Origin of the sequence: Bacteroides sp. UBA939 (assembly GCF_002293435.1) — a bacterium.
Lineage (GTDB): Bacteria > Bacteroidota > Bacteroidia > Bacteroidales > Bacteroidaceae > Bacteroides.
Genome location: NZ_DBDF01000221.1, coordinates 1 through 20830 on the forward strand (window position 1 = coordinate 1; position 20830 = coordinate 20830).

General features: G+C 44.5%; 15 protein-coding genes. 6 read left to right on the forward strand and 9 right to left on the reverse strand.

Going from position 1 to position 20830, the window contains the following annotated elements; genetic code table 11:
* Positions 1-67: 67 nt before the first annotated feature.
* On the reverse strand, positions 68-1075 hold the full coding sequence (locus tag B2Z67_RS14515; RefSeq protein WP_291530560.1) for an ATP-dependent 6-phosphofructokinase: 1008 nt from the start codon (positions 1073-1075) through the stop codon (positions 68-70).
* Between the two features lie 141 nt (positions 1076-1216).
* Between B2Z67_RS14515 and B2Z67_RS14520 the strand changes: the two genes are divergently transcribed.
* Positions 1217-2734, forward strand: a complete 1518-nt coding sequence (locus B2Z67_RS14520; protein ID WP_291530561.1) for a GH3 auxin-responsive promoter family protein — start codon at positions 1217-1219, stop codon at positions 2732-2734.
* Positions 2735-2856: 122 nt separating this feature from the next.
* The gene (locus B2Z67_RS14525) at positions 2857-3567 is read left to right on the forward strand and encodes a porin family protein (RefSeq protein ID WP_291530562.1); all 711 of its coding nucleotides are present in this window, start codon (positions 2857-2859) and stop codon (positions 3565-3567) included.
* 255 nt (positions 3568-3822) lie between these two features.
* Here the strand turns inward: B2Z67_RS14525 and B2Z67_RS14530 are convergent, their stop codons facing one another.
* The 5 genes from B2Z67_RS14530 to B2Z67_RS14550 form a co-directional block, all read right to left on the reverse strand.
* Positions 3823-4704, reverse strand: a complete 882-nt coding sequence (locus B2Z67_RS14530) for a DUF3078 domain-containing protein (protein WP_291530563.1) — start codon at positions 4702-4704, stop codon at positions 3823-3825.
* A 1116-nt stretch (positions 4705-5820) separates the two neighbouring features.
* Positions 5821-7374 carry a RagB/SusD family nutrient uptake outer membrane protein gene (locus tag B2Z67_RS14535; protein ID WP_291530564.1) on the reverse strand — a complete coding sequence of 518 codons (1554 nt, stop codon included), beginning with the start codon at positions 7372-7374 and terminating at the stop codon, positions 5821-5823.
* A gap of 11 nt (positions 7375-7385) precedes the next feature.
* Entirely contained in the window at positions 7386-10349 is a 2964-nt protein-coding gene (locus tag B2Z67_RS14540) for a SusC/RagA family TonB-linked outer membrane protein (RefSeq protein ID WP_414630818.1), read from the reverse strand.
* 23 nt (positions 10350-10372) lie between these two features.
* Positions 10373-11824, reverse strand: coding sequence for a sulfatase family protein (locus B2Z67_RS14545; protein WP_291530565.1), 1452 nt, complete (start codon positions 11822-11824; stop codon positions 10373-10375).
* Positions 11825-12008: 184 nt separating this feature from the next.
* Entirely contained in the window at positions 12009-13721 is a 1713-nt protein-coding gene (locus tag B2Z67_RS14550) for a DUF6377 domain-containing protein (RefSeq protein WP_291530566.1), read from the reverse strand.
* A gap of 170 nt (positions 13722-13891) precedes the next feature.
* On the opposite strand from B2Z67_RS14550, the gene B2Z67_RS14555 reads away from it, so the two are divergent.
* The 4 genes from B2Z67_RS14555 to B2Z67_RS14570 all read left to right on the forward strand — a co-directional run bounded on the left by B2Z67_RS14555 (position 13892) and on the right by B2Z67_RS14570 (position 17254).
* Positions 13892-14671, forward strand: coding sequence for a hypothetical protein (locus B2Z67_RS14555; protein WP_291530567.1), 780 nt, complete (start codon positions 13892-13894; stop codon positions 14669-14671).
* A gap of 117 nt (positions 14672-14788) precedes the next feature.
* Positions 14789-16321, forward strand: coding sequence for a cysteine--tRNA ligase (cysS, locus tag B2Z67_RS14560; protein WP_291530568.1), 1533 nt, complete (start codon positions 14789-14791; stop codon positions 16319-16321).
* Positions 16322-16335: 14 nt separating this feature from the next.
* On the forward strand, positions 16336-16716 hold the full coding sequence (locus B2Z67_RS14565; RefSeq protein WP_291530569.1) for an MmcQ/YjbR family DNA-binding protein: 381 nt from the start codon (positions 16336-16338) through the stop codon (positions 16714-16716).
* A 91-nt stretch (positions 16717-16807) separates the two neighbouring features.
* Positions 16808-17254 (forward strand): PaaI family thioesterase, encoded by a 447-nt coding sequence (locus B2Z67_RS14570; RefSeq protein WP_291530570.1) that lies wholly within the window; start codon positions 16808-16810, stop codon positions 17252-17254.
* On the opposite strand, the gene B2Z67_RS14575 is transcribed toward B2Z67_RS14570, so the two are convergent.
* The 3 genes from B2Z67_RS14575 to B2Z67_RS14585 form a co-directional block, all read right to left on the reverse strand.
* Positions 17208-18083, reverse strand: a complete 876-nt coding sequence (locus B2Z67_RS14575) for a DUF3108 domain-containing protein (RefSeq protein WP_291530571.1) — start codon at positions 18081-18083, stop codon at positions 17208-17210. The genes B2Z67_RS14570 and B2Z67_RS14575 overlap by 47 nt on opposite strands.
* Positions 18025-19944, reverse strand: coding sequence for an Ig-like domain-containing protein (locus B2Z67_RS14580; RefSeq protein ID WP_291530572.1), 1920 nt, complete (start codon positions 19942-19944; stop codon positions 18025-18027). The genes B2Z67_RS14575 and B2Z67_RS14580 overlap by 59 nt, the downstream gene beginning before the upstream one ends.
* Positions 19945-20526: 582 nt before the next feature.
* A complete protein-coding gene (locus B2Z67_RS14585) occupies positions 20527-20655 on the reverse strand; it encodes a hypothetical protein (RefSeq protein ID WP_291530573.1) in 129 nt (42 codons plus the stop codon).
* Between the last annotated feature and the right edge of the window lie 175 nt (positions 20656-20830).

Genomic DNA, 20830 nt, shown 5'->3' on the forward strand with positions numbered 1-20830 from the left:
CATTCCCACCGCTAAATTCTCATTTATCGATAAGAATGCAGATTAAGATATATATCGGAGACAGGCATCAGCCAAAACTAATCCCCATACGCCGTCCCTGAACCACCAGGTCATTATCCTCCGTCACTAATTTCAGTTTCCCCGCTATCTCTTCCAGCGGAGCGGAAGAAATTTCATCTCCTTTCAGAGTAATCATCCTACCGAATTGCCCGGTAGCGATCAATTCCGTAGCATGGCCGCCCATGCGTGTGGAAAGATTGCGGTCGAAAGGCGTAGGAGAACCCCCTCGCTGTATATAACCCAGCACCGTTTCACGGGATTCGATGCCTGTTTCATACTCAATCTCTTGTGCAATATACTCGGCTGCACGTTTACGACCATTAGTCTGAATGCCTTCGGCAACTACGACAATAGAATAAGGCTTCCCTTTCTTCAAGCGGTTCAGAATAGTTTCGCCTATGTTATGAATGTTATAAGGGATTTCGGGAATCAGAATGACGTCACCGCCTCCCGCCATACCGGAATAAAGCGCAATCCAGCCGGCCTTGTGCCCCATTACCTCAATCACCATGACACGCTTATGCGAACTGGCGGTTGAATGTAAACGGTCGATGGCGTCTGTAGCGATGCTAACTGCCGAGTCAAAACCAAACGAAAAGTCTGTTCCCCAGATATCATTATCAATGGTTTTGGGCACAGATACGATATTTATTCCCATAGCAGCCAGCTTTGAAGCGGTCTTCTGCGTACCGTTACCGCCGATGCATACCACACAGTCCAGGCCCAATTCTTTCACATTTTGTCCAATCAACTCCGGTTTATTGACGTCAGACGCTACGCTTTTCTTGAAAGGTTTCTCCCGCGAAGTACCCAACATAGTTCCGCCCTGATTCAGCAAACCAGACAAAGATTTCTCGGTAAACAGCTCAACATCCTTTGTCAGCAAGCCTTGAAACCCGCTATGAATGCCTATTACCTCCATTCCATAATGATTGATCGCCGTTTTACACACTCCACGAATAGTGGCATTGATACCGGGGCAATCGCCCCCCGAAGTCAGAATACCGATTCTCATAATAATTATCAGAGTTAATGAGATTTATTTAACTTAATAACCGAATATGTCCGTAAAGGTAGAAAAAAAAGAGGGAAAAAGATAGAGATGCTAATAAATAAGATTAATTTTGCGCATCGAAATTGTTTTTAGCTAAGAGAGATGAATATCACAACATTGCTGAATAAGGTGTATTTTACCCCTCGCCTAAAAGAGATCAGCCTCTATGCTACTCGCGCAGGAGAATTGCAACACAAGGTATTGAACCGTTTGGTGCGCTTGGCAGAGAATACGGAATGGGGCAAAAAATATGACTATAAAAGTATACACACCTACGAAGACTTTAGAGACCGGCTCCCTATACAAACTTACGAAGAGATAAAACCGTATGTGGAACGCCTGCGTGCAGGCGAGCAGAACTTACTATGGCCTTCGGAGATACGCTGGTTTGCCAAATCCTCGGGTACAACGAACGATAAGAGCAAGTTCCTGCCCGTCAGTAAAGAGTCTCTGCGCGATACGCACTACCGGGGTGGCGCAGATGCTGTGACTATTTATCTGGGACAAAACCCCGAAAGCCGCTTCTTTTCCGGAAAAGGATTGATTCTGGGAGGAAGCCACAGCCCCAACCTCAACTCCAAACATAGTCTGGTAGGCGACCTTTCCGCCATTCTGATACAAAATGTGCATCCGTTGGTTAACACGATTCGCGTTCCCAGTAAGAAGATAGCTCTTATGAGCGACTTCGAGAGTAAGATGGAAGCGATTGCCAACAGCTCCATTCAAAAGAATGTAACCAACTTATCCGGTGTTCCTTCATGGATGCTGGTTCTTATCAAGCATATTCTCCAAAAGACCGGGAAACAATCATTAGAAGAGATATGGCCTAACCTGGAAGTATTCTTTCACGGGGGCGTGGCCTTTACACCTTATCGTGAACAGTATAAGGAAGTTATCCGCTCCTCCAAGATGCATTATGTGGAAACGTACAATGCCTCCGAAGGATATTTCGGTACGCAGAACGACTGGAAAGACCCGTCGATGCTGTTAATGATTGATTACGGTATTTTCTACGAATTCATTCCTTTGGAAGATTTGGATAAAGAGAACCCGCGGGTTTACTGTCTGGAAGAAGTAGAGCTGGACAAGAATTATGCGTTGATTATTTCTACCTCCGCCGGTTTGTGGCGTTACATGATTGGCGATACTGTGAAGTTCACCAGTAAGTCTCCCTACAAGTTCGTTATTACCGGGCGTACCAAACATTATATCAATGCTTTCGGTGAAGAATTAATTGTAGACAATGCAGAGAAAGGATTGGCAAGAGCTTGCGAGGCTACCGGAGCATTGATTTCCGATTATTCGGCTGCTCCTGTTTTTATGGATGCCAATGCCAAATGTCGCCATCAATGGTTGATTGAGTTTGCCCAGATGCCTGACAATATGGAGAAGTTCGCCAGTATATTAGACGGAACCCTGAAAGAAATAAACTCTGATTATGAAGCTAAACGCCAGAACAATCTTGCTTTACAGCCATTGGAAGTAATCATTGCACGCAAGGAACTGTTTCACGACTGGTTGGCTCAAAAAGGGAAATTGGGCGGGCAGCATAAGGTTCCACGCCTCAGTAATACGCGGAAGTATATTGAGGAGATGCTGGAATTGAACAAAATGCGGTAAATTAGTGATTAGTGGTTAGTGATTAGGGGTTAGTGATTAGGGGTTAGTGATTAGGGGTTAGTGATTAGGGGTTAGTGGTTAGTGGTTAATTGTAGAATTGTAGAATTATAGATATTGTACTTATGAGAATTTGGAACAAAGTGTTTTTTACAGCAGCAGTGCTTTTCTTTAGTTTAAATCTGCTTGCACAAGATTCATCATTTCGTTTTGGAGTTAAAGCAGGACTTAATTTGTCGACTGCAATTGTCAACGAGGCTACTAATACTCGTTTTAAGACAGGTTATCATATTGGTGGTACTGTTGACTATCTTTTGCCGAAGAATTTTCTAATTCAATCAGGCCTGTATCTTTCAGCCAAAGGTTCAAAAATAGACAACCTCTATGGAAGCAATTATATGGGAGGAAAACCGGACTTTACGCATACGTTTAACCAATTCTATCTGGAATTGCCTATACGTGGCGCCTATAGGCTCAATGTTTCCAATGATTTTAATATTGTGTTAGGGGTTGGCCCTTATTTGGGGTACGGCATCGGAGGTAAAACCAAACAAAAATTAAATAGTGGGACTTGGAGTGAAGGAAACACGGAAATTGAATGGGATACCTTTGGAAATGGTGTCTTTGATGAAGGCCGCGATTATTTACGCGGAGAAACATTAAAACGGTTTGATTTGGGAATAGGATTCGGAGTTGATTTGGAATATCGAAAATATGTTTTAGGCATTGGTTATCAATGTAGCGTAATGGATATTGCTTCGGATGACTATTACTATCCAGATTTACGATACAAGAATAGTGTCAATATTCAAATTTCCGTAGGATATAAGTTTTAATCAGCTATTTTTCATCCGCAGGTTACACGGATTTCTTTCTAATTACGGGAAAGGGAAAGTAAGTACCGAGCCATTCTTCGTCCGCAGATTACACGGATAACGCGGATTCCTTTCTTAAATGATGATTTAGGGAAGGTAAATGATTATAAGAGTATCTCTATTAGCTTCGCTGACAGAGATACCCTTTTGATTCACTTATCACTTATCACTAAACACTTATCACTCCAAACCTCCGCTTCACCAAGCACTTCGTATTTAGAAATTATAAGCTAACCCGACGCCCAATATCTCCTTGAACTGTACCTTTGGACCTCTCTCGATACCTTTATCATCGAAAGTCTTCACATCATCATCATACTTCAGCGTCATGTTCAACGTAGCCGACAATACTTTATTGATTTTCATACTCACAAGTATGTCCCAATTGATATCCACATTACCAAAGGCTTTGCTGTAAGGAGTGAAGAAATCCGCCGTAGTAATCACGTTTACATTCTCCATAACAGGCAGTTCCGCACGGGCTTTCACATAAGCGCCGGCTTCAAGTTTAAAGCGCTCGCCCGGGTCAACACCAAAAAGGCCAAGCTCGGAAAGATAATCATCGCACACAAAAGTCATCTTGGCTGATACAGGAGAAAGAAAGATTGAATAATTACTCTTCGGACGATATTCCATACCTAAGGCTACGTTAGAATAAGCCGGGGCAAACAAATTGGATATGTAGTGGCTCTTATCAGGATAGTTATATCCTTTGGCGAACTGGCTATTCAAGTCGGCCATAAATGTATAGAACCAAACATTGTTGGTAGAATAACCTAACTGGGTGGATAGTCCTATCTTATCGGTGCTTTTCCTCATGCCCTGCGATTTAGTCTTCGACAATCCATAATCAAGCACCAGATTAGTCACCCACAACCAGTATCCGCTCTTATGCGTCAGAGAACCATTCAGGTAAGCATTCCCCGCTACGGAGTTTTCACCACCGGCAGACCAGTTTGTCATGGCAGTTTGCGACATGTTCACGCCGGTTACACCTTTCAATACCCAAGCTCCATCCTGATATCCTTTATCATCTGTCTGGGCATGAACCATTATTGCTGCGAAAGCAAAAAATACTAATAAATAGATACGCTTCATACAATTATTGATTTTAATTGGTTTAGAAATTCAAACGTTTTCTATAGTTAACAGAGCAGGTTGATTTTTGTTCGGGAAAAAAGTATGAAAGAAGAAGTTATACAATAGTAGAATGATTATGGGAATTACATGTATTTTTCATTTATTATCCGTATAAGTACCATTAAATGATAGTTTGGCGAAGAATGGGTATGCGGACGACGCGGATGAAGCGGATGAACGCGGGTTAAGCGGATGAACGCGGATTCTTCTCTTCTTAGTGATAAGCAGAAGTATCTCTATTAGCTTCGCTGACAGAGATACTCCTGCTTATAAACCCCTAAATTAGCAGTATAAGAAAGAAATCCGCGTTCGTCCGCTTAATCCGTGTCGTCCGCGTATCCATTCCCACTAATAAATTATCATTTTGTAAACCAAGTGACACTTTGTATTTTTAATCGGCTGAGAATGCGATATTTCCGTCCGAAGACAGGGGCGGTTGGAAATACCGAAGTAAAAATACGTATCTCTCTGGCAGATAGCGAGATATCAAAATACGTACATCTCTAAAAAAAGACGAAAGCCTCTTTCGGAAGAGGTTTTAATGGTTTATTTCTACCGGATATGCGTGGCTTTTGTACGGGATATATACTGTCTCTGCAGAACACTTGTGTGCTTCACGTAGAACACTTGCATGCTTCGCGCACGGGATATATGCCGTTCACGCTCCATCTATATGCGGTTCGTGCGCGAAGCAGGCTGTTATTGCATAAATCCTGCATATCACCCATGATTTATACAAGATATCTGTATATACATTCAAAATGTTGTAGTTACAGTTTCTATTTCTCCTTTTTTCACAGAATGTCATGTTAGTAAAAAGACACTTTGATTGCCTTTTTGAAAGCATCTATTTGTTTAAAGCTACATATTGCCAATTCAATCGCATTAGCGTCCGGACATTGATTTACTTTCAAAGAAGATGCATACCACGTAAAGGCAAGATACGCCTCATAGAACCTTTTGTTGGAAATTTGATGCTGTTACTCTGCTTAAATGCCCCAAAGCCCCGGATGTTTTTAGAATAAAACATCCGGGGCTTTCCCTTTCTTTTCCTTTTTCAGACTTTATCAGCTACTAATATCCCGGATTCTGTTCCAGATTAGGATTCTGATCTAACACTGATTGGGAAATAGGTAACTTATAATAGTTCCTATTGAAAAGATTACCGAGCTTGGCACGTCCTTCATCACGATCCGGAAGGGAATTCATCACCTCTTCCACCTTGCCCCAGCGAACAAGGTCGTACCAGCGTTGCCCTTCTAACGCCAGTTCGAGCCGGCGTTCCTTTACCAATGCTTCAAAAGCCGCTTCCTTGCCGGAAGATGCGGACGAAGGCAAAGCCTCCAATCCTGCACGGCTTCTCACCTGATTGATGATACCAACCGCATCAGCCACACTGCCATTTCCCAACAGCAAAGCCTCCGCCTTCAACAGCAATACATCGGCGTAGCGGTATTTGATAACCGTGGAATAAGAACAACGGATTTTGTACATAAACGGATAGTGTTCCCGCGGATAGTGATTGTCCCAGTTAGTTTGGTAATAAACTACGGTTTCATTAAAGCGTTCCGTGTCTCCTGCCTCTTCAAAGGCTGCTATCAGGTCTCTTGAAGGCGTAATCCATTTTGCATAGGTAAACTGTTTTTCCCAATCGTCCAGGAAACGGCCTAAAATATTGGGCAACCATGCTCCGCTACCGGGGAAGTATTGCGCTTCCAGAATAGATTCCGCTGTGTTCCTATACTTGGTATCTATCGCCAAGTTATCCGAACCGGGAGGCAACGTTTCGTCTTGCAGCTTTACGCCGAACAAGTCGTTGAACTTATCCGTCAGACGGAAACCGTCCGCCGCCACTTCATCACAATACTTTATCACCTTAGCATAGTCTCTCAGAGGCTCTTCGGCATAAATCTTAGCCAGCAAAGTGCGGGCTACCGACTTACTGAAACGGGTTTTATCCGCCGGATTATTATTCGGGGCGGTAACAACCGCTTCCAACAAGTCCTTCTCAATCTGCCTGTACACCTCTTCTTCCGTATTCTGGACAGGGAAATATGCCGGATATACATCCTCCACAGTCTCGGAAGTAATATCTCCGGCTTCCGTAACCACAATAGGCACACTGCCCCAGTTGCGTACCATATCAAAGTAAATCATCGCCCTGAATATCTGAGCCTGAGCCTTGTATGACTCACGCTCCTGCGAAGTCATCGAAGCGTCCTCCACCGCATCAATATTACAAATCAGCTTATTGGCACGCGCTATATCTTGCATGAAGTTATTCCACCCACGCTGCAAAGGCGGAATCGTACTTGGAATAGTATTACTTTCAAAATATTGCGGAGCGCCCGAGCGTGTTCCCGCATACGCATTGTCGGAGTGTGTATCTCCAATCAGATACATATCCTGATACCAATGCTCCTGACGAGTGCGCATCTGATCATAAAGAGTCTGCAAATGAGCCTCAACGGCAGCCTTGTCTTTAAAGACGGCTTCCTTGTCTTCTTCTGTCTGTACTCCCTCCGTCACGTCAGAGTATGTATCAAGCGGATTATAATCCAGCGAACACGAGGCAACGGTAAATATCAAACCGCCTGCCAATAATCTGAGAATAGATATATGTTTCATAGTATGCTTCATTAAAATTCAATATTAATACCAAACACAAACGATTTACTGTGAGGATAAGAACCCCAGTCGATGCCCTGTACTCCGCCGTCGTTGCCCCATTCGTTTACTTCAGGGTCCATGCCTTTGTAACCGGTAATGGTAAGCAGGTTGTTCGCCGTGAAATAGGGCTGCAAGCGGGTCACGCCCCAGCGCTTCAACAGTCTCCCTGTAACGTTGTACGAGAAAGTCAGGTTCTTGAGACGCAGATAACTACCGTCTTCCACAAAATAAGAAGAGTTCTTAATGGCGAATCCGGCTTTGGGTATATCCGTAATCTGCCCCGGTTCTCTCCATCTGTCCAACACCCGCGTTGACTGATTCTTACCATCGAACATGGCTTCTGTTTCAATACGGGAAGCATTGTACACGTCATTTCCCTGTGAACCTTGGATAAAAATACTCAGATTGAAGTTCTTCCAGGAGAAAGTATTCGTTATGCCATACGTGAAGTCCGGGTTAGGGTCACCGATATACGTACGGTCTAAGGCGGAAATAATGCCGTCGTCATTTGCATCCCGGTACATCAATTCACCGGTTTGCGGGTCTACGCCATCGCTTATATAACCATAGAATCCTCCCAGCGGGCGTCCCGGTTCATTGCGCACAACGTACTCTTTCAAGATATCGCTGGTGAGTTGGGCTCCCGGGTAAATCTTCTGCAATTCCAGCTTCTCAAGACGGTTTCTATTGAAAGATATATTGAAGTCTGTGTTCCATGTAAAAGCCCCTCTGAGATTCTGTGAACTGACAGCAAATTCAAAACCTTTATTGGTCATCTCTCCTTCATTGCGCACAATGTTATTGGCAGCCGCAGCGCCGGCAGGCAGTGATACGTACATCAGCATGTCGGTAGTACGCTTGTAATAATAGTCCATCGTAACATTGACGCGGTTATTGAACATGGTAATATCCAGCCCGATGTCTGTCTGCGAAGTTGTCTCCCATGTCAGATCGGAGGTACGCAGATTAGCCTGTGTAATTGTAGGAAGCGCATTCTCATTCCCTTCCTTAAACCATTCCTGACGGCTGATATTATACTTCTGCAAATAAGCATAGTCGCCCACACCCGACTGATTACCGGTTTGTCCCCAACTGGCGCGAATCTTCATATCGTCCAGCCATCCCAGCCCACTCATGAACTTTTCGGAAGATATGCGCCACGCTGCCGATACGGAAGGGAAAGTTCCCCAACGATGGTCGGGATGCAACTTGGACGAACCGTCTCCACGCATATTAGCGGTAACCATGTACTTGCCGTCAAAGTTGTAGGACACACGACCGAAGTAAGACATAATGCCCCATTCGGAAGCTCCCGTTCCTGTATTGTTCCAAGCTATTTTATTGGCAGCGTTCAGCGTCATAATATCCGCATTACGGAAATGGGAACCGTTAATCCAGCTATTATTATAGTTGGAGGTAGTCCATGAAGTACCTGCCATTGCTTCCACATTGTGTTTGTTGAAAGCCTTTTGATAAGTCAGCACATTATCGAAAACGATAACTGTATTCATATTCCGGTTGTCCGAAGCGTTACCGTATTCATCAATACCTTCAACGTGTACAGGGGGACTGAAAGTTGTTCTTAAGTAGTTCCTGCGGTCTAACGTGAAAGAGCTTTTCAAAGAAAGTTCCGGCAAGAAAGTAATGGCAGCATTACCCGAAGCAATCAAACGGTTCTCTTTCGCTTCGTTGTTTTCTCCATTTTTCATCGCTTCCACCGGGTTAACCAAGTTCATGCCATAGAAATCGCGGTTATAGTAATTGTTTTCTTCATTCCACACGGGCACACTGGTAGGGAGATTGACAACAGCCAGCACCACGCCACCACGGTTGGAACCCATACCGGTGGTAATACCATTCCTGGCATTGTCCGAATAAGAAACGTTTGCACCGATTGTCAGCCAATCCTTCAGCTTATTTTCCAGATTCACCCGAAAGTTATACCTACGGAAGAAAGCCGCTTTCAGTACTCCCTGCTCATTCAAGTAACCGGCGGACAGGTAGTATTTGAACTTCTCATTTCCATTGGATACAGATACCTGGTAGTTCTGGGTCAACCCCGTTTGATAAACTTCATTATGCCAGTCGGTAATATCAGTAGTATTCGAATTGAGAATAGCTCCTACCTCTTCTTGTAATTCTTTATATTGAACAGCATTCAAAGATTCAATCCTGTTGGCTACCGAATTGATGCCTACCTGGGCATTCAACACGACTTTCGCTTTACCTGTTTCTCCGGCTTTGGTGGTAATCATAATCACACCGTTTGCCGCACGCGAACCGTAAATAGCAGCCGAAGAAGCATCTTTCAGGATTTGCATACCGGCAATATCGTTAGGCGAAAGGAAATTGATATTATCCACAGCTACTCCGTCCACAACATACAACGGGTCGTTACTTCCGTTGAAAGAAGTAGTACCACGCACCCGGATAGACATATCCGCACCCGGCGTACCGCTGGGTTGCATCACATATACTCCGGCAGCCTTTCCTTGCAAAGCCTGCGCTGCCGATATGATGGGGCGTTCGTCGAGGTCTTTGGTAGAAACACTGGAAATAGCTGTCGTTACATCCTTCCGCTTCTGCGTACCATAACCGATAACTACCACTTCTTCCAACAACTCTCCATCTTCTTTCAAACGGATAGTCAGATTGCTTTGTTGCCCCACATTCACTTCCTCCGTCTGATAGCCGATATAGCTGAATACCAGTACCGTACCGCCGGAGGGTACACCCACTTCAAAATTACCGTCCATATCGGTAATACCTCCTGTCGCCGTACCTTTCACTTGTACGGAGACACCGATCATCGTTTCGCCCGTAGCATTGTCAAGTACCCGACCTTTGACTGTCCTTTGCTGCCCGTATGTATCAAGAGCAAACATCTGTGCCAGCATAAGCAGCAACAGCATCCATAAATTTACTTTCTTCATGTGTATCTATTTAAGTTCAACAGTTATTGTATGTCTATAAATCCTTCCGTTTCTATGCTTTTATCTTTTACGCCCGCCACCTTCGCTTTCTCTCTGGCATCCTGGCGTTGCTGACGCAAGTATATAGATGCATTGTTTCCAGTCATCACCAACCCTGGAGGTATCTCTCCGAAGTTCTTTGTGTATTCTTGCAGTTTCCATAACATCTCTTTTGCCTTCCCGGGATATTTGCGATATACGTTGTAACGCTCGCCGACATCTTCTCGAAGGTTGAAGAGTAACGTGTCATGCGCAGCCGTTGAAGCTCGCCAAAAGTTGCCTTTAATAGCCGGAGCCGGTAGAGAAATTTTCCAGTCACCGGAACGATAATCGGTTATATCACGGTTGTTACGGAAGTATGCGTAATCCTCGCTTGCACGTTTGCCTGTTCCTTTCAGAACATCCGTCAGGTCGTATCCATCCAACCGTACCTCCGGCAAAGAAGCGCCACTAAGGTTTGTCACGGTCGGGAACCAGTCGAGCAGGCTTGTCACATCCGTATTCAGCATCGGCTTAACCTGTCCTTTCCAATATGCAAGGCAAGGCACACGTACGCCGCCTTCATAAGCAGTAGTCTTGCCTTCACGCAAGGGTAAAGCACTACCACCCAATGTACCTTCTTGCAGCCAGGGACCATTGTCGCTGGTAAACACCACCAACGTATTATCGTCAAGTCCCAATTCACGGAGAGTCTCCATTATCTTTCCCACACTCCAATCCACTTCCAGCACGGCATCACCATAAATACCCGCACCCGATTTACCTGCAAATTCTTTGGAAACATAGATGGGAACATGCATCATACTATGCGCCAGGAAAAGAAAAAACGGCTGGTCTGCTTTCCTGCGGATATAATCTACAGCTTCTTCCGTATATTTCTTGGTTACATTGTCAATGTCGATGTGAAACTCCTCCACTTCATTGCCCCGCAAATATACCTGCGCGCTCATATCATTACTATACGGTATCCCGAAGTATTCATCGAAGCCTTGTTGCAAAGGAAGGAACTTTTCACGGCTACCCAAATGCCACTTGCCGATGCAAGCAGTAGAATAGCCCTGTATTTTGAGGACTTCCGCCATTGTTACTTCTTCCTGAGGCATACCCGTATAGCTATCCGGATAAAATACCCCCTGAATACCCATACGCACCGGATAACGTCCGGTCAGAAAACCTGCACGCGAAGGACTTGAAACAGGAGATGCCGAATAACAATCCGTGAATTTAATCCCTTGTTCCGCCAATGCGTCTATATTCGGAGTAGTCCACTTGGTTTCGCCATAGCAACTGATGTCCGAATAGCCCATATCGTCCATATAGATAAAGACGAAATTAGGTTTCGCCTCTTTGGATGGAGTTGCCGGCGTGCAGGAAACCCCAACCGTTCCCAGCAAACCTCCCCATACCAGATTTTGATAGATCTTCATGTTCTTCATAATAAATGTTTTTTTGAATGGAACAAAAATAGGAGGAAAAGGAATCCGGATTCCGGCAATTAAGTCGAAATGAAGTTAAGTGAGATAGTCATATTACATAAGTATTTGATATACAACAAATTGCCCATTCTTCCGAGACAACAAGAATGAGGTGAAAAGGAAATGAAAAGAAGGGAAAACCACTCTATTCCGCAGGAAACGTACCGATTTTCATAATCAGTGATTCAAAAGACTCTTTGGAAACCACTGCTTTGTTCTTGGCTTTGGAACGTATATTATAAATCGTATTAATGGAATAACGAAGCATCTGGGCAATGGTTGCACTATCGCTGAATCCTAAACGTATCAATGCAAAAACACGCAGTTCCGAAGTCAACGTTTTACATTCTTTCTGCTTATCAGTCAATATTACTTCGGCGCCTTTTGTCATCAGGTTATTATATTTTTCGATGAAATGGGGGAATATGGAAAGAAAAGCTTCATCAAAATTGGCATAGAACTCTTCCAGATCTTTTTCATCTGCTCCGGCGCTCAAGGTCATACGAAGCGCTTCTTCTATCTTTCCCTTCCGAAGAACTTTGTTCACTTCCAACCTGAATTTATGATTTTTGTCTATATACTCAGAACTTAGACTGATGAAGTGTGCCACATAGTTCTCCTTAATATAGCTATTCTCCGTTAGTTTGTTGTTAACTTCATTCAGATGAGTATTGGTGTCTGCCAGCTTGCGGCTTAGAACGTTCAGATTATCATTGGACTCCTGCAACTTGCGGTGCATACGCGAGAGTTTATTCTTTTGCACCACTACCACAATCAATATACCGGTACAAAAGAAAAGCAACAGGAAGATGACCGCTACTTCTGTACGCAGGTTCGTGATATAAGTCTGGTTTTTCTTTTCATAAGCCTGCGTAACAACAGGTAGGGTCTTGGCTATCTGCAAGCTACGCAAATTGGCATTATAGAAGTAGACATCCTCCATACATATCTGTATGTAGTTTGCCGCCCGCGAAACCTCATCCCATTCGTACAGAGTACGAGCTATGCGGTGCAATGAAGCATGATCCTTGATACAATGTTTCATATCTGCTATGGCAGAGTTCAACATAGCCTCAAAGAAACCGTTCTTATCTCCCATGATATTCTTCACATCGCCGATATTGTACCACACAGCAGCATATTCCCTGTCACCGGGTGTCAAAGATGCCAGACGGTTTTCAGAGAGTTTCAATGCCTCTGTAAACTTCTTCTCATCCATATACTTCTGTATATGAACATTATAATACATGTTGGAACCGCTATCCAGCACCGCAAGCAAAGAATCCTGATATATCTTTGCCAACGGTGCAAAGACTTGTTCGGCAAGTACTTTATCCTTAGAGATGTAAGCCTTCTGACGATAGATAATGTTATAAGCCCTGTAATACAAGTCAAGCAGTTCTTCATTGACATTTGCTCTTTTGATGGAGTCCATAAGTACCATAGCCTCCAGATACATACCCGATTTGGCAAGATAAATGGCCAATGATATTTCCGACTCTAATGTTTTGTCATCGTCTTTCAGATACTTGGAGAACTTGATGTTTTCGTATATGTAATATATCAACGAATCGCAGATATATCCCCGGTAACACTGTTGTATCTCCTTATTCAGGTCGTATCTTTTAGAAGAGAAAGCGGGAAGGCTACCCAATTTATTCTTGGCAGCTTTGATTTCCTGTTCCTTTTCCGCCTGAATTTGAATACGAAGTGCGACAAGGCTGTCAAGGGTTGTCAATTGTTTCTTATATAATGAAATGGGCGACGGATGATTTGTACAACCTACCAGAGATACTATAAATAGAATCAGAAAAAACAAGTTGCACGGATTGATAAAAGAATTAATAATATTTTTCATATCGCATTGTTATTGTGATGGTTCCCCTTACCGGGAAGTAGAAAGCTCATACAAAAATAGGAATAAATACAATTTCCAGTATATAAAGCTCCAAAATTAACCTTTACCACGAAAGAGTGAAAGTTTTATTCACTACTTTTGTTTTCTTTAAAGCCATAAAATAGAATAGAATGAAAGATGATTTCACAAAACACCTTCCACATGAACTAAACTATTATATCTGCGATAACATCACTTGGAAAGAATCTCTTTCACTGCTTAAAGAAGATAAGGATGGACAACGCATCTATTCCAACCTTTGGCAGATGACGCGAGACGTGCTGATGCTCTCAGTCAGCCTGAACATTATAACGAGTCTGGTCATATTCGTAGCATTCATGATCCAGTTAATAAGTGATAGTATATTCGGAACCGGTGATCAAACAGAATCCATGCCTATAATTAATGCAATCCTGATCTCAATCATATGCCCGGCATCCGTCTTCACCCCTTTCTTCTGGGCATTAGCTTACTTCGGATGGTATAAACACCCTCGGAAGATTGATTCCGCCTTATACAAGTTCATAGCCTCACTTCCTGAAGCAAAGGAGATCGAACGTACTTCGCCCGTATCTTATTCCTTGCGTTACCGGCAACACAAGTTTTATGCCTTTTTTGCAGAAAAGCGAACCACCGGTGCTTTATCGCCAACCCAGGGGAAATTCATGATCATATTGCCCTATCAAGACGTACCGGAACGAAGTACTAAAGAACTGTTTGAAGAAATAAAAGGATTCCTTAGAGGAAAAATATCTGCACTCTTTAGTATAGGGCCGAAATGTATGCGGTTCTCATTCAACTATCGTCCTACACCTGCTCCGGTGGAAGTGAAACAGGCCGCAGAGTTACTACTCTACCTGATGGAACGTTTCCAACTAAAAGAGTCAGACTTTGGAATAACATCCTCATGATAACCGATAGTAAGAACAATACAAGCTAACAACCAGCCAGAAAAAGGATAAGAGAACTTATTATCTTATGAAATTGTTGTAACTTTGTGCTTTCAAAAGAATTAAAACTCAAACGTTATGGAACATCCATTGACCATTTACAACACTTTAGATAGAAGAAAGGAACAATTTGTGCCATTGCACGAGCCGCATGTTGGAATGTATGTTTGCGGCCCCACTGTCTACGGTGACGCCCACCTGGGACATGCACGTCCTGCCATTACTTTCGATTTACTCTTCCGTTACCTTACCCATCTGGGCTACAAGGTGCGCTACGTGCGCAACATCACCGATGTAGGACATCTGGAACATGACGCGGACGATGGCGAAGACAAGATTGCAAAGAAAGCCCGCCTGGAACAGTTGGAACCGATGGAAGTTGTACAATACTACGTAAACCGCTATCATAAGGCAATGGAAGCGCTCAACGTACTTCCGCCCAGCATCGAGCCGCACGCTTCGGGGCATATCATCGAACAGATACAGCTTGTTAAGGAAATCATGGAGAATGGTTACGCTTACGAAAGTGAAGGTTCAGTCTACTTCGACGTAGAGAAATACAACAAAGATTATCATTACGGGAAACTGTCCGGACGCAATCTGGATGATGTACTGAACACCACCCGCGAACTGGACGGGCAAGAAGAGAAGCACAACCCCGCCGACTTCGCCCTGTGGAAACGCGCGCAGCCGGAACACATCATGCGCTGGCCTGCAGAATTCAAATACAAAGTAGGGAAGTATCCGGACGGTGATACTACAGAATACAAGCAATTTACCAGTATAGGCTTCCCCGGCTGGCACTGCGAATGTACAGCTATGGGCAAGAAGTACCTCGGCGACCACTTCGACATTCACGGCGGAGGCATGGACCTTATTTTCCCCCACCACGAATGTGAAATCGCACAGTCGGTAGCGTCACAAGGCGACGACATGGTGCATTACTGGATGCACAACAACATGATTACCATCAACGGGCAGAAGATGGGCAAGTCTTATGGCAACTTCATCAACCTGGATGAGTTCTTCAACGGCTCGCACAAGCTGTTGGCGCAGGCTTACAGCCCGATGACTATCCGCTTCTTTATCCTGCAGGCGCACTACCGCAGCACGGTGGACTTCAGCAACGAAGCCCTGCAAGCCGCCGAAAAGGGGTTGGCACGACTGATGGATGCCGTGAACGGATTAGAGAAGATTACACCGTCCGCTGCATCCAGCGTGGACGCCAAGTCCTTGCGTAAGAACTGCTACGAGGCAATAAATGATGATTTGAATACTCCTATCGTTATCGCTCACCTCTTCGACGGCGCCCGGATGATAAACAATATCATTGCAGGCAACGATACCATCACCGCCGAAGACCTGAAAGACCTGAAAGAAACCTTCCACCTCTTCTGCTTCGAGATCTTGGGATTAAAGGAAGAGAACGACTCTAACGAAGAGCGTGAAGTTGCTTTCGGCAAGGTAGTGGACATGCTACTGGAGCAACGTATGAAAGCCAAAGCCAATAAGGATTGGGCTACTTCCGACCAGATACGCGATGAGTTGACTGCGCTTGGCTTTGCCATCAAAGATACAAAAGACGGTTGCGAGTGGAAGTTGAACAAATAAGAACATGAACATCTATGAACATTGAAGAATTCCGCAAATACTGCCTGTCGATAAAAGGTTCTACCGAGTCGTTACCTTTTCTGGATCGCAGCATCTTGGTATTCAAGGTAATGGATAAGATGTTTACCTATATTCCATTAGCGCCTAAAGACGGCATATTCAGGGCAGACCTCAAATGCAATCCTGAAAGGTCGATAGAGTTACGCGAGAAGTATAGCGGAATATCCGAAACCGACTTTAAGACTCCTCTATGGAATTTAGTCACACTGGAGAGCGACGTACCCGATAGCCTGATAGAAGAACTAATCAGGCATTCGGTAGATGAAGTGATTAAAAAGCTACCTAAGCGTAAACAGGAAGAGTATCGGGAAATGCAAGAGTATCGGGAAATATAAGAAGAATATCGGAAGATGTAAGAAGAATATCGGAAGATGCAAAAGTATCGGAAGATGTAAATTGACAGTATCATTTAATCATATACAGGACATGACCCCACAAGAGTTTTTCAAAAACGACCGTTTCGCCGAAGGAGCAGGCGTAAAGTTATTGGAGATACGTGAAGGATACGGCAAGGCAAGTCTTACCATAACGGAGGAACATCTGAATGCCGGAGGCAGAACACAAGGCGGAGCCATCTTTACCCTTGCCGACCTGGCATTGGCTGCCGCCGCCAACTCGCACGGCGCATTGGCGTTTTCTCTTTCTTCAAGCATCACTTTCCTGCGCGGAAGCGGGCCGGGCGACGTATTGTATGCCGAGGCACACGAGCGTTACATCGGGCGGACTACCGGATATTACCAAATAGATGTCACGAATCAAGACGGTAAGCTGATTGCTACATTTGAATCAAGTGTATTCAGGAAAGGCGACCCGTTGCCGTTCGGTCTTACTTCTTCCGCACTATCGAACTCATCGGATAGCGATTGCCCTTAACACCTTTCAGAAAAGCCTTAGCCGAACCGAAGTTCAGATACAAATCCAAACGAATGGGCAGGTGATTCTTATCGTCTGATACGAAGAAAGTAATTACTTCCTTTTCTTTTCCTTTCTTATATTCTACAAAAGAAAAGACGAGGCAGCGATAAACGGTATCATTATTGGCCTTTACTTCTTCCTTCCCGCGATAAATCAACGTTTGCTCTTCCACCCTACGCCCCGTAGCCATCGGGAAGCGTATGCGTTCACCTACTTTATAATTACTCGGATTGTAGGAACGCGCCTGCGCCAGGATACTCAGCATATCAAAAATGCAACGGCTGTCGCTGTACTCCATCTCGTAGGGCGCATGGCCGGGACGCAAGCGCCTTTGCTTTACGTGAGACAAGCCATCCTTATAAGAGAACCAAGCCTCATCTATCGTATAACGGTCGCCTTCTTCCGCTGCCTTGCGGAAGTAGAGCGGTTCCAGCTTGTCACTTACATAACAGGTAAGCGTGTCGCGCATCTTGAAGAAGAAGTCCGTCTTTTTACTACCTACCGAAAGCAGGTTAAAGCGGTAAGCCGGTTGAGACTGATAACTGGAGGAGAAAGTCGTGAGACTTGCCAGCCCCACCTTTTTCCAAATAAACTTCCAGTTAAAATATAAATCGTACACCACTTGCTCGCCAGACTGGAAAGCTTCATTCTTTGCCGTACACTGTGCCCGGGCGGGCATGGCAGCAGCAAATAACAAGGCCGCCAGAAGGCAGAATACCCATCCGCGTTTACCGGCGATTGTTGCGGGCATTGCGGTTATTTTGGTTTCTTTTTTTCTTGTCTTCATCTGGTTTTTGTTTTTTAAGTTCTTCCGGTTTTTGTTTATCCAATGGATTGGCAGTTAAGTCCCAACTCTGGGTAAGGTCGAAGTTTGCTTTAAGTTCTAATATCTGAGAATAGTAGTACACCATTTCGGGTTGCCGCTTATCCGCATAATTGCCGGTATCCCAGATACCGTTTCCGTTTGCGTCGCTGATAAGACGTGCGCTGTATTTGCCGGGATTCAGGAAGTAGAAATCAGCACTGCCGTTCACAACCGGTACAGTACGCAGCACTTTGTCCTGCCCGTCCACCAATTCCACAAACGCCAGGGAGTCCGCTCCCGATATATCAAAGAAAATCTGCCCGTACTCTTCGAGCTTCTTTATCTTGAATTCTTTCTTTACCTTATCGGTAAACAGGCCGTATAGTCCGTGAATAGCCGTCGAATCGATTGCAAAAGCATAGCTTTCACCGGGTTTCCAGTCTACTCCTGCAAATATGTTGTAGCGTTTCAAGTCCAGCGAATCGACAACAATATCAAAAGGTATATCCTGCCACAGAGTATCCACTTTCTGCCGCAAATGGAAGGCGGCTTTATCCATACTCGCCAAAGGTTCCTTAAAGGTAAGGGTTATGAAGTCGTAAACGTCCATCGTCCCGGGAGCATATATATCTATGGGCAGGAACACGGTAGGCTCTATGTACTCTTCACCGTCTTTTTCTTTTTTCTTCCTCTCTTTTTCTATCCGTTCCCTTTCTTTTTCTTTATCCCTTTCCATTTGAGCCTTGTTCCTTGACACAAGTTTCAGAGTGTCCGTACGGGGTACTAAATTATTCAGCGTATCCGTGTACAGATAACTAAGGCTCATTTTCAAGGTATCTATGTTATAGACCAGCGAATCGCGCAGCCAATAATGGATGGTATCGTTGCGTCCGGTAGTCTGCTCTATGACAAAAGCGTCGCTTTCATCGAAGTTTAGACCTTTCAGCAGCGGCAGGCTATCGGCTGGGGCTGTGAAATAGAGTGAGAATTTCCAGGGTTCGAGGCGCTCGCTCCTTATGAGGCGTTGCGAGAAGTTCAGTTCCTTGAAGCATCGCAGCAATATATCATCCGGCAGATAGTGTGTATAGGGTTTTTCCATGATTGTATCTACGGTCAGCGAATCTCTCCACAGTGTGTCGTTGCGTATTCGGCCTTCCATGGAGGGGATAATCAGGGAGTCTTTGAATGCAATTACTTCGGTGGGCTGGTTGAAATAGAAGTTCTGGTCCACGTCCTGCAATCCGTAAATACGATATTCGCCGGGCGCGATGCCTCTGATTACAAAACGCCCGCGGCTGTCGGTACGTCCCACGCGTTCGAAAGGTTTCTTCGTAAAGGCGGAATCAGCCAAGTCGCCATGCAAGCCTACCAGCATTCCTTTTACAGGTTCCAGATTGGAGGCATTCAAGACGAAACCGGAAACTTCCATCGAATCTATAACGCTACCCGTAGAGAAAGTGAATCCGAAGTTGGGTAAGGCGTTGCTTTCGTTATTGTCCTGTATGGCATCCGAGAAGTCTATCGAGTAGGTAACGTTCGGCTTGAGGGTATCCTGCAAGTCGACAACAACTTTCTTACCGTTGGTCTTTATCTCCGGTTGCTGCACTTGCGGGGGCGAGATTACGATTTTCTCACTCGCTTTCTCAAGCTTGATGAATTCATCGAATTCAATCGTGATTTTCGTTTTGGTATTATTAAGCGCAAACGGCAGCGGGGTGCTGGCTACAAATCGAGGAGGGTCCTCGTCATAATCCCCACCTTCCGGGCGCCCAATGCTGGCGCAGGAATAAAGCACAGTGATAACGGCAGTGAAGCTTACCAAGCGGTGGGAAAGGGATTTCATATATTTGCTACGTAACATGATGCAAAAATAAGGGTTATCCGCTAATTAGCGGTATCCTTTACAGTATTTTAATCAAAAAAGACAGGTAAAACGCTTTTTTCCTGACGAACTCCTTTGCCGGAAGGGGGAGAAAGAGGAGGTGCAGGCAGGAAGTAGTGAATATATATGCAGAAATTCCCTGTAAATGGGGTGCAAAACAGGGGATTTATGCAATAATCGGTTGCTTTCTGCGCGAACAGTGTATGTGTGGAACGCGAACGGGATAATCTCATACGTGAATCATGTAATATGCTGTGCGCGAACGGGATATATCCGGTGCGGGAACGGGATATATCCGGTGCGCAAACCAGATATATCCCGTTCGGGAACCGCATATATGCCGTTCGGGAATCGCATATATCCCGTGCTGGAACCGCATATATGCCGTGCGGAAATCACACTATTCCGTAAGGATAGTTTTAAAAAACGTTCCGATAGTTTTTAAAAAACTCCTGGAACGTTTTTAAAGAATCCCCGGAAAATTATGAAAATCCCTTCAAAGAGGTCTTCCGTATTTTTTTAGAGATGTACGTATTTCGATATTCATCTATCTATCAGGCAGATACGGATTTTTACTTCCGTATTTCCAAGCGTTCTTGTCTTCGGACGGAAATATCGCATTCTCGGACGACTAAACACCCAACGGGTCTTGACAGACACTATTTTTGTCATGCATCAGGGAGATTTTTATATAACTGTGGTTTTGCAACTTGCCGGTAGGTTGCTGAAGCACTTCGGCTGAGGCTGTAAATACTTCACCACAATTGTTTTAGCCTGCATTATTCATAAGTGTCGCGTCATAAATGAGAATTTAACGAAGAATGGATATGCGGACGACACGGATTAA